This is a genomic window from Companilactobacillus kimchiensis (genome assembly GCF_001438805.1).
Classification (GTDB): Bacteria; Bacillota; Bacilli; order Lactobacillales; family Lactobacillaceae; genus Companilactobacillus; species Companilactobacillus kimchiensis.
In genome coordinates this window covers 66,743-80,490 of sequence record NZ_JQCF01000002.1, presented here as the reverse complement: position 1 = coordinate 80,490, position 13,748 = coordinate 66,743, and the positions used below count along the sequence as shown (strand labels likewise).

The 13,748-nt window shown below is 35.1% G+C and carries 8 protein-coding genes; 4 read left to right on the top strand and 4 right to left on the bottom strand.

Annotation, left to right across the window (positions count from 1 at the left end; all coding sequences use genetic code 11):
* Window positions 1-7: 7 nt before the first annotated feature.
* Window positions 8-3,721, bottom strand: a complete 3,714-nt coding sequence (gene addA, locus IV57_RS01960) for a helicase-exonuclease AddAB subunit AddA (protein WP_057879811.1) — start codon at window positions 3,719-3,721, stop codon at window positions 8-10.
* Window positions 3,721-7,224, bottom strand: a complete 3,504-nt coding sequence (locus tag IV57_RS01955; protein ID WP_057879810.1) for a PD-(D/E)XK nuclease family protein — start codon at window positions 7,222-7,224, stop codon at window positions 3,721-3,723. Before IV57_RS01955 ends, addA begins: the two co-directional genes overlap by 1 nt.
* A 102-nt stretch (window positions 7,225-7,326) precedes the next feature.
* Between IV57_RS01955 and mvk the strand changes: the two genes are divergently transcribed.
* Genes mvk through fni form a run of 4 tightly spaced genes read left to right on the top strand, consistent with a single transcriptional unit; the run spans window position 7,327 to window position 11,384 of the window.
* Window positions 7,327-8,277, top strand: coding sequence for a mevalonate kinase (mvk, locus tag IV57_RS01950; RefSeq protein WP_157051883.1), 951 nt, complete (start codon window positions 7,327-7,329; stop codon window positions 8,275-8,277).
* The gene (gene mvaD, locus IV57_RS01945) at window positions 8,270-9,235 is read left to right on the top strand and encodes a diphosphomevalonate decarboxylase (RefSeq protein ID WP_057879809.1); all 966 of its coding nucleotides are present in this window, start codon (window positions 8,270-8,272) and stop codon (window positions 9,233-9,235) included. The genes mvk and mvaD overlap by 8 nt, the downstream gene beginning before the upstream one ends.
* Before the next feature lie 24 nt (window positions 9,236-9,259).
* Window positions 9,260-10,339, top strand: coding sequence for a phosphomevalonate kinase (locus IV57_RS01940; RefSeq protein ID WP_057879808.1), 1,080 nt, complete (start codon window positions 9,260-9,262; stop codon window positions 10,337-10,339).
* Window positions 10,332-11,384 (top strand): type 2 isopentenyl-diphosphate Delta-isomerase, encoded by a 1,053-nt coding sequence (gene fni, locus IV57_RS01935; protein ID WP_057879807.1) that lies wholly within the window; start codon window positions 10,332-10,334, stop codon window positions 11,382-11,384. The genes IV57_RS01940 and fni overlap by 8 nt, the downstream gene beginning before the upstream one ends.
* Here fni and IV57_RS01930 read toward each other — a convergent pair.
* A complete protein-coding gene (locus IV57_RS01930) occupies window positions 11,373-12,725 on the bottom strand; it encodes an RsmF rRNA methyltransferase first C-terminal domain-containing protein (protein ID WP_057879806.1) in 1,353 nt (450 codons plus the stop codon). The two genes, fni and IV57_RS01930, sit on opposite strands and share 12 nt — an antisense overlap.
* A 4-nt stretch (window positions 12,726-12,729) precedes the next feature.
* Window positions 12,730-13,704 carry a hypothetical protein gene (locus IV57_RS01925; protein WP_057879805.1) on the bottom strand — a complete coding sequence of 325 codons (975 nt, stop codon included), beginning with the start codon at window positions 13,702-13,704 and terminating at the stop codon, window positions 12,730-12,732.
* Window positions 13,705-13,748: the final 44 nt, after the last annotated feature.

Sequence of the window (13,748 nt, the reverse complement as noted above, 5' to 3'; positions counted from 1 at the left end):
TCATCTTTTAATTTGCGAGAAGATCAACAGCTTTGTCCATCTTCAAGAAATAAAGATATTTACCCACTACAGGTTTGTTCTTAATTACAGAAATAGCTTCTGCATATAAATTGACTTGTCCGGAATATTTGGTTTTTAATTCCTCCAAATTTTGACTAGTAGCATGATCTGTTTTGTAGTCAAAAATAATTATTCCATGATCTAATTCAATTACACCATCAATAATACCATGAACTAATATTTTATCGTTAGTGGAATAGTCTTTTGCAGTGTTTTTAAACAATCTTTTAGCTGGCATGAGGATCGAACAAGGAAATTCACGGCTAACACTCTCGTGATTAGTAATAATTATCTGTCCCAATTCACTTTGATAAAAATTGACAAGACTTTGACAATCAATTTTTTCAGCTAATTCAGCAGTTAATAATTTTTCATTCACCAAATCTTGAACAAGTTCTTCAACATCAGTTAACTCTGGGGTTTTAGTCAGATTCATTTTTTGTAAAACTAGATGGGTTGCACTACCAACCTCGGCATTAGTGATCTTCTTTGATTTAGTTAGAAATTGTGGTTTAGCAAAAGATCCTAAATTATAACGAGCTTTGTCATCAATCAAATCTTCAGCCATACTTTCTTCATCTGGATCGGCAAACAACCCCTTGATTTCAGAAACAGACTGATAGGCAGTCGTGTCAACAGCTTCCTGATGTTGATACTTGAAATCTAAAATACTGTTCACAGTTTCCTTAAATCGTTCATTTAATTCAACTGGAGTTGTTTTAGGAATAATAATGTTGGTTGTTTCTAAACTGCCCGCTTGGATTGGAATTAGTTTGAAGCGTAGTTGTAAATTTTTGTCATAATATTCTTCAGCATCAATTTTGGATAAGGTACTCATTCCCACTAGATCTTGGAAATTTTTAGCCTTAGTTCGGGCTGATTCATTGATCAAGTTTTTATCATCTAATTTGATATCATCCCAGCGTTTGAACATAGCTTCTTGGTCGTTAGTGAAACCTAACATGATCAACTTTTGTTTAGCCCGTGTTAAGGCAACATATAATAAGCGCATTTCTTCTGAAATAGTAGCTAATTTCTTTTGGTTACTGATGATTCCTCTTTGAATAGTTCGATATTGTAGTCTGGTATCAGTGTCCGCAAGAGTGATACCAATACCCTTTTGAGCGTCAAAAACGGTCCCTGAATTAACATCCAACATATTAAAACCATTAGCCATATCCAAATAAATAACAATTGGGAATTCCAAACCTTTGGAACCATGGACAGTCATTACTTTAACCGTATCATCATTAGCTTCGATACTATTAGGTTGTGATAGATCCTTATCAAGCTCTTGCATTCTTTGAATAAAAGCAATGAATTGGTGCAAACCTTTAAAATTATTTTCTTCATAAGAATTGGCACGTTGATAAAGAGCATGTAAATTGGCAGCCCGTTGTTTACCCCCAGGCATTCCCGAAACATATTCCAAAAGTCCAGTTTCTTGGTAAATTTTCCAAATTAAACGAGCAATACTGTTTTTATTGGAAAAATCACGATAGTTTTCCAATTGTAATAAGAAGGACTTGAGTTTGTTTTGAAGGTGTTCGTCGGAATCTTCGGAAACTAAATAGGCTTGAACAGCGGTGTAATAGGTATTACGTTTGTCGGCTAAACGAATCTCAGCTAACTCTTCTTCGTTCATTCCGACAATTGGTGAACGGAGGACCGCAACTAGTGGAATATCTTGATATGGATTATCAACAATATTCAACATGGCCATCATAATTTGTAATTCGGTCGTTTGGAAATAGTTTTTAGCATCAGTCACCATTACGGGGATGTTGTCTTTGGAGAAGTAAGAAACGATATCCGTATTATTACTACGTGTTCTTGATAGGATTGCAATATCGGAATATTTTAAAGGTCTTATTTTATCAGCATCATCTTCAGCATCCATCTTGCTATCATAAATGTTAAATCCAGAATCAATCAATTCGTGAATTCTTTTAGCCGCAGCGCTGATCAAGGTTTGACGTTTGGTTAATTCTTCCTGGGAACCTTCAGTTTCATTGGTGATCTCAGTATCATTTGAAAAACTAGTAGAAGCATCTTTAGGTAAGGAATAAATATTAAATTCATTCTCTGTATCAACTGTTTTGGGAAACTTAGTTCCCGTAACTAATTGGGCCTTCTCATCGTAATCAATATCACCAATTTTTTTATCAAAAATTCGTGTGAATATTTGGTTAACAAACTTGTCAATGGCACTAGATGACCGGAAGTTCATTGATAATTGAACTAATTCATTGGGATTATCGGACTTTTGAAATTGATCGTATTTTTCCGTAAAGAGTCGTGGTGCTGCTTGTCGAAAACCATAAATTGATTGTTTGATATCACCAACCATGAAACGATGATTGGTTTCACAAGATAGCAGATCAACAATTCTTTCCTGCATTTCATTAACATCTTGGTATTCATCGATCATTAACTCATCAAATTTACCTTGGTAATATTCTTGAGCAATTTTATGACCATCAACTTCACCAGTTAAAATATCAACGGCTTTGTGTTCGAGATCATTAAAATCAAGTACATGACTACTAGCTTTTAAGTCCGCAAATTTTTGCATAAACTTACGTTCAACTTCAACTAATTTGAGAATCAATTGTTGTGCTATCAATAATGATTGATTAACTTCGTCCTCTGATTTCAAGAAATAATCTTCATATAATTTATTCCGTTTAGCATTGAATTTAGTCCCATTATCTTTAGCAGCTTCCATCAAATCGGTATTTTCACCTTCTAGGTCAGCCTTTTTGATAGAGATTTTTTTCACTTTTTTACCATCATCATCAAGTAATTCAAATTTATTCAAATCTTCTCTGATATCCTGATAACTCATAACCTGCAAATTAACTTCTAAATCATCAAGCTTACTAGCTCGTGTTTTAAATACTGGCATATAAGTTTGTGCGAAGCTATCCTCATTGGCTAAGTCAATCCCTGCATCATTGATCTCTTGTAATTCTTGTAGGCGTTGCTTAATTTGAGGTAAAAAGTCAACTTTATAAAAATCAGATGTGACAAAAGAATCTTCAAATTGATATTTTGTTACTAAACCATCTAACCAGGTTTCAGTATCACGGTTGGTAATAGCAAAATCATAGGTTTTGAAGATAACGTCCTTTAGGCCATCATCAGACCGATCATTGGTAAAATTACCCGTCAAATTGATAAAATCGTCATCATTTTTACTGTAGTAATCATCCCGAACTAAACTATAAGCTTGTTCTTGAATAATTGATTTTTCAGTATCATCGCTCAACAGTCTAAAGTTAGGATCTAAATCAATCACATAGTAGAATTTTTTGATCACGCTCAAGCAAAAGGCATGTAGAGTGCTGATATTAGCCATCGGCACCCGAAAAATTTGTTTTTGCAGATGCTTTTTGATTGCTGGATCTGTAGCTTGATTGGCAGCTTTTTTCAAAGCAATCAAGAGTCGTTCTTTCATTTCTTGAGCAGCAGCTTCAGTGAAGGTTGCTACCAATAAATTATCAATATCTTCTGGGTCATGGTCAGCATCACCTTTTAATTCACGAAGAATTCGTTCGATCAAAATAGTTGTTTTACCAGAACCAGCAGCCGCAGATACTAAAATGTCGCGTCCACGAGTCTCAATTGCTTTAACTTGATCATCAGTCCATTTAGGCATTATTCTTCACCCCCCAAAACCTTTTCAATTTTATCTAATACATCATTTTTATTGTAATTAATAATATCGTGGTATTCATTTTCTGGTAACATCGCATCAAATTCAAAAATCGAACGATAGTCACTGTATTGCAAGGCCGTCAATTTTTGATAACGGTAAGGATTCAGATTTAATTTACCAGAGTAAATTTTTTCACCTGCGTTACGAATCAAATGATCATTATATTTGAGGATCATGGCCATTTGCTTATCATCGATTACGTCATTTTTACCGAAACTGACTACGGGGGATCTAGCGGTCCTTATATCCTTGGCAGTTCGGGCATCTTTGTCGAAGTTATCTAATAATTCTTCATCATTCAACAGAAGTCCTTGTAGTTTAAATTTATTGAGGATTTTTTGTTCCACAGGCACGCTGGATTTTGTTAGACGAACAAAGGGATTAACAATATGTTCATAGAGTGCCCCACCGATCTTAATATCGGTTTCAGGAGTTTTAAATAACTCTAAGTTTTGATTCAAATCTTGAATATAAGTTGGCATTTGCATGGTAATTCCGTCTAGAAACTGTGGGAAACTGAAATTACGTTCACTGGACTTATAATCAATAATAGCTAAATAAGTCATATCGGCTAAAGTCATTTCATCAATACGATCGATTTTTCCACGAACGTTGATATCATGGCCCAATGCCACATCTTTATAGACCAATCCCTTCAAATCAACTTGTTCCATGCGACCAAATGTAACTTCGGATTTCTTCGGTACAAATTTATTACGACGATATTGAATTTTCATATTTTTAACTAATTGAACTAAGGTACTTTGTAGTTTAGTTGAAATATAGAGCATTCTGGCTGATGAGTTGAAAATTTTATTCTCTGGTAAACTAACTTGCTCCTTGAATAAATCAACTACCAAATTGGTAATTTCTGTATCATCAAAATCGACGAGTTTTTGGTCATTTGTATTCAAATACTTAACTAAACCATCCAAAACAGCATGGAAAATTGAACCGGTTTGGGCAGGAGTAATCTCAAATAATTGTCGAGGGTGTATTCGCAAACCGTACTTCAAAAAGTATTCATATTCATTCATATAGAAAGTCTCTAATTGTGAAATAGAAATATTCAAGTTCTTTTCATATAGAGCATCGACTGTTTCCGGTCTGAGATCATAAGGCTTATTTTGATAATCTAAGGAACCCAAAGCAAAGTCAGTTGTTTCTGGTGCCTGTTGTGTTAAACGATTTTTAACATAATTCCAAGTAGCAGGAATATCTTGTTTTCGATCAATCGCTGCTCGTGAGACTCGAATCAAGTAATTTAGGGTTGAAGTTTTGGAACCAACATACTCTAAAACATGACTATAATTTTGATCGTCATCCGGATCATCAACCAAAGGACTGGCTAATTTATCCTCAATGTTCAAAGCAAAGTGTTCTTGAATTCGTTTGACATAACTAGAAATCTCAAGTTTTTTATTGTCCTCAGTTAAATTAGGATATGTAAAAATCAATCTCTTTGAACCAGTAGTGAAGGTAATGTCATGTAAGAATGGTTCAGAATTATTAACGATTTCGTCTGACTCCTTCAAGAACTTACCTTCGCTCAAATTCTCATTCAAGAAACCTCTTTCGTCGTCAGTGACCAGATTATTAGAAACGGTTGCCCCAGGCATATTGTTGGTCGTTGAGCCTAAAATAAAGGTAATCTTTCGGTTATTAGGTTGAATCATCCCGATTTCGGAAATACTGACCGCATCTAAGGTTGAAGGAATTTGCGAATAAGTGGCACTTTCAAAGGCTGCATCCAAAATCCCAATAAAGTCATTAGAATCAAATTGTTGGTTGCCAAAAACAGTGACGTATTCGTCTAAAATTTGATTAAAAAGACTAACAATCTGTTCCGGTTGGTTAGCCAAAGTTAGATTTTTTTGAATGGTAGCTTGTTGTTGCCACTTTAGTAAGACTTCAAAAACGCCATTCTTTGTTAAAAATTCATAGAGTGCAGTGGCACTGTCAGTTGAGGTGGCGCTATCGTCAAGAAATTTGTCCAATTTTTGAGAAATTGTTTTTACAAAATTCTTAATAAGGTTAATCTGTTGATACTCTTGAATCCGAACTTGATCTTGCTTTTGGTCGAATTTAACATTTGGTTTAAAGTTATCCCCTAACCAATTATGCTTAGTGAGTCCATTAGCTAAAGCGTAGTTTTCGGTTAAATCGACTGCCTGTCGGAAACCAATAATGTCATCTTTAAATTCAACTGGAATCAATAATTCAGTACGTAACATTCCGATGACATCGTCTTCTTGCATCCCTTTGTCATGAATCGCAAATAATAAATCAATCAGACGTTTGAAAGGATGATTAGCCATTTTCTTTTGTAGATCAATAAAATACGGAACTTCATTGTTTTTCATAAATGACTCAATGAAAGAACCATATTCCGATAAGTTACGAGCCACAATTAAGAAATCGTTATACCGATAATCTTTTCGGGCCACCATTCGACGAATATAAGAGCTGACTGCTGAAACTTCAGTTTGTTTGTCAGTCGCTTTCCAAATTTGAACGTTATTCTTATCATCTAAAACTGATTTTTTAATAGCACCAACACCGCTGGATTGAATCCAATAATCCTCTAATATGGCTAAATCACTATTAATTCGCAATTTGTCAGCAAAATAACTATGAGTTGCCAGCTGTTGTTGTGTGGCGAAGTCATGTAATTGTTGATATGTGGAGATTGGTCGATAAAAAAAGTCTGACTTATCAGTTGAATTCAAACTGGACTTCTCTAACACTAAAGAAACGTTTAAATTACCACTATTTAAAATCATAGTTTTAACCAGATTCAATTCCGTAGCGGTAAAAGTTGAAAAACCTTCAATATAAAAATGATATTCGGAAGTTTTAATTTTTTGATTAAGAAAATCAGCTAAGGAATTCAATTGAAAGTCATTAGTATTGTATGCTTGAATTTTTTGTAAATAATCACTATAGATCAGATTAAGCTCTTGGATCTTGTCGGCAAAAATTCCATCACCGTTGTTATCCAAAACAGCTTCAATATCATCTGGTTGAACTGCCCCGTTCAAAAATTCATTGAATTGAGAAATCATTTGATCAATAAAGCCTGGTTTGTCGATCATTCCACGGAAGATTTTTAAATCTGCTTTGTGTGACTGAACAATTTCCTTCAGTAACATGGCCGATTTAGTTTGCGTTAAGGTTTCAACGTTATAATCGCTACTGCTCCGTAAAAAATACCAAGCCAAACGTGAAAACGAAAATGTTTGAACGTTGTTGGTAGCAATCAATTTATCCCCACCTTTATCAAAGGATTTGAGAATATTAATTTCTGATTCGAATTTTATATGATTCGGCACCAAAAAGAAGAACTGACCATTTGGATCTTTCTGATAATCCTCTTGGAACAGTTCCATCATTTTTTGATGATGATCAAATTGGTTTTTACCCAGTACAAAATTTAATGTCATTTTTCTTCACCCGCAAAAATTCTATCATAGTTAATAGTCATAAAGTGGAAATCGAGACGATAGATGTATAAAATAAGAGATTAGAGAAACTGAGGTGAGCATGTGCTTAAAGGAATAGGTAAAAGTCACGGAAAAACTATTATTATGGGAGAACATGCGGTAGTTTATGGCTACCCTGCTTTTGCAATTCCCCTGCTTAGTACACCCGTAATCGTCAAAATGAAACAGAGTTCTGAGAACTCATTAATTTCTAAATATTATGCTGGAAAAATCACTAAAATTCCGAACTCTTTATCAGGTGTTCAGAACTTAATTGATCTCTTAGACCAAAGATTAAATCAGCAACAAGCAAAATATATGATCAGTATCGACAGTGGGTTGCCAATTGAACGTGGTATGGGTTCGTCAGCGGCGATTGCAGCCGCCATTACTCGAGCATTTTTTGATTTTTTTGAACAAAAACTAGATCATCAAACTTTGCTTGATTATGTTAACCATTCGGAAACTATTACCCATGGAAAAGCCAGTGGTTTAGATGCTTTGACTGTTAGTTCAGAATATCCCATCAAATTTGGTAAGAACGTTGCTCCAAAACACTTTACGTTTAATTCGGATGGCTTTATTGTCATTGCTGATTCTGGTGTCAAGGGTCGAACCAAAGAAACCGTTGCTGATGTTCGACAAATGTTTGATCAAGATCAGGTAAAAATTGGTGCCTACCTTAAACAACTTGGTGATTATGCTACTCAAGCTAGTAACTATCTGACTGAAGGTAATCTCAAACAATTAGGATTGGTCTTCTCCTTAGCAAATGAAATTTTGACTAAATTAAATTTAGCAATACCAAAAACAGACAAATTAATTGAAGCAGCCAATAATGCTGGTTCACTCGGTAGTAAAATTACTGGTGGTGGACGTGGCGGTTGTATTATCTGTTTAGCCAGGAATTTAAAAAATGCACAAATGATTCAAAAAGCACTGATTAAAGCTGGTGCCGAACAGACTTGGATTCAACCATTATCCATTTATGCGGAGGATACAGAAATTGACTAGGACGGCACGTGCATTTACTAATATTGCTTTAATAAAATACTGGGGTAAAAAGAACCAACAATTAAAGCTTCCCTACACAAATAGTCTGTCGTTGACTTTGGACAGATTCTATACGGACACTAAGGCAACTATCATTACTGCTGATAAAGACATTATCTATTTAAATAATCAGCTATTGGATGATCAACAAAATAAACGAATTTCGAATTATTTGGATGCGGTCAGAGAATTCTATTCATTTAAGGATCATTTTCAAATCAATTCCATTAACCACGTTCCAACTTCAGCTGGTTTTGCTTCTTCAGCTTCGGGGTTTGCTGCTTTAGCCGCTGCAATTAATGAAACCAAACAATTAGACTTGAATCGTCGAGAATTATCGATTTTAGCCCGTAATGGTTCAGGATCTGCCAGCCGTTCGATCTATGGTGGTTTTGTTGAATGGATTGCAGGACATGATAATAAATCATCATATGCAGTCCCGATTGACGAAACGCCAGATATTGATTTAACATTACTATCAGTGGTTATAAACAAGCACAGTAAGAAAATTTCCTCAACCATTGGAATGGAAAGTAGCGTCAAAAGCTCCCCTTTTTATCCAAATTGGGTTACACTAGTGACTTCAGAGATAGAAGAAATTAAGCAAGCAATTGCTATAAAAGATGTTCAAAAAATTGGTGAAATTGCCGAACACAATGCGATGAGTATGCATGCTTTGACACTTTCGGCTGATCCTTCATTTACATATTTTGAACCAGAGACCATTCAAATCATCCAATTGATTCAAGAATTACGTCAAAAAGGAATTTTTGCGTATGCTACAATTGATGCCGGTCCCAATGTTAAAATAATATGTACGAAGGAATCGCTTTTAAAGGTTCAAACATACATTGAACAACAATTATCGAATGTTACTACCGTTGTGGCCAACATTGGCTCGGGTATCCAATACATCTGATATAAATTGAAAGGTATGATATTTTTGTCTACAGGAAAAGCACCTGGAAAATTATATTTGGCAGGAGAATATGCTGTTGTTGAAACAGGATTCCCCGCTGTCCTTACTTCAGTAAATAAATACGTTACTGTTACCGTCAATCAGACTCAAAATGGCGGTACGATCCAATCCAAAAATTTGAATAAAGAATTGATTCATTGGAATCGCCAAGGAACTCAATTGGTTTTTGATGATTCCGAAAGTCAATTACAATATATTTTGGCCGCTATCAAGTTCGTTGAAAAATACGCTCTTGAATGTGATGTCAAATTAAAATATTACGATCTTTTAGTAACTAGTGAACTGGATTCTCAAGATGGTAAAAAATACGGGCTGGGTTCATCGGCTGCAGTCACAGTTGCTGTGGTAAAAACCCTAGGTGATTTTTATCAATTAAATCTTTCGGCGATGGATATTTATAAAATATCCGCTATCTCCCACTTATCTGTCCAAGGGAATGGTAGTTTGGGCGATATTGCTGCCAGTGCCTTCGGTGGAATCGTTGCTTATTATTCGCCTGATCGTAACTGGATCTTTAATATGATCAGAAATCACAGTATTACCGAAATCCTATCTCTAGATTGGCCTCAATTAAGAATTCAAAGCCTTAATTTACCAGATAATTTAGAACTTACCGTTGGTTGGACCGGTTCGCCGGCTTCAACTTCTATTTTGGTGGACCGAATTGCTTTGACTAAGGCCCAGAAAGTTGATAAATATCAAAACTTTTTACGTGCTAGTCGCCAAAATGTTGAACATTTAATTACTGGATTTAAAACTAATAACTCTACATTGATTAAAGAAATGTTCAGTAAATATCGTGATCTTTTAGCTGATTTAGCCGATTTTAGTGATGTCCATATTGAAACTGAACTATTAACGAAGCTCTGTGATATTGCTGAAAAATTAGGTGGCTCTGCAAAGACCTCAGGTGCCGGTGGCGGTGACTGTGGTATTGTTTTGAGTGATAAAACACTTGATATTACTGAATTAAAAAAAGAATGGCAAAAAGTTGGAATTACACCCTTAACCTTAAAAATTGGAGACACGATTGCCCATGCCTAAACAGGATGAACAAATGCAACGTAAGGTCGAACACCTTTTCTTGGCTGAAAAGTTTTTTACTGATGAAGCTTATGCTGATTTTGATAACATTCGACTCCTGCATAATGCCCTACCTGAATTGAGTTTGAACGAGATTGATCTGTCAACAGATTTTCTGGGACGAAAGATGGCACTGCCAATTTATTTCAATGCTATTACTGGTGGGTCTAATCCATCAACAAAATTTAATACGGAACTTTCTAAGTTGGCTCGTCAGCTGGATATTCCTGTTTCTAGTGGTTCAATGGGTGTCTTTTTGCGGCTTCCTAATGAAACCAGCGATTCATTTACCGTCCTCCGAACTAATAATCCTGATGGGTTCGTCATCGCAAATGTTTCCGCTAAGGTCAATGCTCAACAAGCACAGTCAGCTATTGATCTATTAAATGCTAATGCTCTGCAAATTCATCTTAACGGGATTCAAGAATTGGCCATGCCTGAAGGTGATCAAGAATTTTACTGGTTAGATAATATCAAAGAGATTGTTGCTAAGGTCAATGTTCCGGTAATCGTTAAAGAAGTTGGTTTTGGTATTTCACAAAACAATCTAGCTGACCTATATAAAATTGGCGTGAGGAATGTTGATATTTCTGGATTCGGTGGTACCGACTTCGCTCAAATTGAAAGTGCCAGAAATCATGAATTGGATTTAACTTATTTAGATCAATTCTCACTTTCAACAGTAGAATCATTGTTGGAATCATTGCCCTATCAAAATAGACTGACTATCTTTGCCTCAGGTGGTATTAGAACACCAATGGATGTTATCAAAGCATTGCGTCTTGGCGCTAGTGCTGTCGGTATGTCAGGATTAGTGCTTCATCATCTGCAAAAGTATTCACTCAGTGAGACTGAAATTTTCTTTGCTGAGTTTATCAAACAGCTTAAATTGATTATGGCTGTTATTGGTGCCAAATCAATCGCAGACATCAAAAAAGCCCCCATCATTTTCGATGAGCGCTTAATAAATTATGCTAATCAACGTAACATTACTCTAACGTCTTAATCCTTTGGGATAGACGTTTTTTATTTGCTGATTACTGTAACGTCCCCAACTGAATAATTTACCTTGATATGATAAGCCAATCCATTTGTTATCAAAATTAGGACGATCAGTCAGAATTACGGATTCACCATGTAAGTATATTTCAAACTGGGCTTGATCAAGTTCGAAATCAGTCTTTAATTCCTCAGGTTTGAGTGCCAATATCCAAGCGATATCGGGCTCAAACCTATTTTTTTTGAATTCGCCTAATTTCAAACCATTTCTCAAAATATGTAATCCCTTAAAGCGACTATCTAAACTAGCTGCCTGGTATAAGAAATCGCTGATTTTAAGCCAATTATTCTGTGACAAGTTAGCTAGATTTGCCTGGGCAAATTTTTGAACATATTGAAAGTCATCCTTCTTCAAACCATCACTGATTTGTCGTTCTTTTGGTTCTTCTAATTCTCCATCTTTGACTAGTTTACACATAAAATGTCCTTCGCCATTAAAACGATCGGGAAACATTCGTAAAGTCTTAGTCAGCTCAGAATTATTATTGCCCCATTCTGGTCGACCATCTTCCATTCCTGGATATTTCTTTATTTCTTCCAAATGCATGTCAGGATATTTTTCTAAGAACCAGGCAATATTTTGTTCATTTTCTTCAGGTGAAAAGGTACAAGTTGAATAAACCAAGGTTCCCCCATTATTCAACAACTTATAGGTTGAATCTAAGATATGTTTTTGACGATTAGCACATTGTTCCACATAGTCTAACGACCAATATTTGACAGATTCAGGATCTTTACGAAACATTCCCTCACCGGAACAAGGAGCATCAACTAAAATCTTATCAAAGAACTGCTCAAATTTCTTTTCAAAATCTTTGGGTGAATTATTAGTTACGACTGTGTTAGTGATCCCCATTCTTTCAATGTTTGAAGACAATACTTTAGCACGCTTAGCATTTATCTCATTGCTAACTAAAAGTCCCTGAGAAGCCATTTTTGAAGCTATATAGGTCGTTTTGCTTCCAGGTGCAGCACAAAGATCTAATATTTTATCATTTCCAGTTGCATCCAATAGCTCCGTTACATACATCGCACTTGGTTCCTGACTATAAACGTAACCTGACAAATGATCAATTGAATTACCATTGATATCACCATAGTAACCGATATTACTATACGGAATAGGATTATCCAATCCATACGAGACATTTTTATAGTTAGCTTTTAAAGGGTTCAAGCGAAAGGCTTCTTGACTATTTTCTTGAATAGCTGCAAACAACTCATCTGCGCGTTCTCCCATTAAATTACGATACTTTTCCTTAAAGTCATTGCTTAAATCGACTTTCATTAAATTACTCACTCCGTTTAACAAAGAATATTTGTGATAATCCAATTAACATAGTCGTTAAAATGGAAATTATCATGAATAGATTGAAAGTACTGTGACTGATAATCGCAATCTTCCAATTTACTGCTGCGAAACCTGCTGCGAATGGTACCAAAGTATAAATTAAATATCTGATCATTAATCCATTACGATAATTATTCTTTAAATCACCAGTCAGATTTGATCGAGAAAGATCAAATTTTAATGGTACCAGAATATAAAAATCTACGGCCATGATCAAGAAGAACAATAAGACGATTCCAACTAGGTAAAGTTCCCCATTGTTGCTAGTTTCAACGTTAGCAAAGTCATCAGTTTGTGGAATGTACTTATGCATCGACTTAACATGTAAAACCTTTTTGATTTTATTCAAACTTTCCTTGTTGTAAGTTGCCCGACCATCCAATACTGTTGTGACCTGATTCAAATGATATTTAGATTGTGGCTGATTGGGTGACAGTGATACTAAAGTTTGAGAATTCAAGATATCTGCTCCGTCAAAACCAACGTTTCCAATAACTGAAATATAACGGTTATCCACTTTAATGTAAGGTTGGCTCTGCGGTTTGTATGGTTCAATTTCTGAAGTCTTACCTTGAATTGCAAATGGTATCTGTGACGTAAAATCATCAGTTGAGAAATAACGTCCTGAAGTGATTGGCAATTTATTAATCTTACCATGGCTATAAATATAACCAATATCACTATTACTTTTCTCAAAAAAGATCAATTGATAACTCGAAATTTTTTTCGTATTATCAAGCTTTTTAACGACGTTCACCAAATTCTTTTTAGATTTAGTCCGTAGTACGACTGCTTCTTCACTCATACCTAAACGATTCATTGTATTGTTGTACTTAATAGAGTCACTCTTAGAGATAGCAACTCCTGTCAACAAAACGACTAGGAAAATGACAATACTTGAAATTATTTTTTTCATAAAAAATTCACCTATAATTTTGTCTTACTGCTATCTCATTTTAC

Bases quoted from the DNA above. Each gene is read 5' to 3' on its own strand.
- IV57_RS01925 (WP_057879805.1), bottom strand. From the start codon at position 13,704: ATGAAAAAAATAATTTCAAGTATTGTCATTTTCCTAGTCGTTTTGTTG.
- fni (WP_057879807.1), top strand. From the start codon at position 10,332: ATGCCTAAACAGGATGAACAAATGCAACGTAAGGTCGAACACCTTTTC.
- addA (WP_057879811.1), bottom strand. From the start codon at position 3,721: ATGCCTAAATGGACTGATGATCAAGTTAAAGCAATTGAGACTCGTGGA.
- IV57_RS01955 (WP_057879810.1), bottom strand. From the start codon at position 7,224: ATGACATTAAATTTTGTACTGGGTAAAAACCAATTTGATCATCATCAA.
- IV57_RS01930 (WP_057879806.1), bottom strand. From the start codon at position 12,725: ATGAAAGTCGATTTAAGCAATGACTTTAAGGAAAAGTATCGTAATTTA.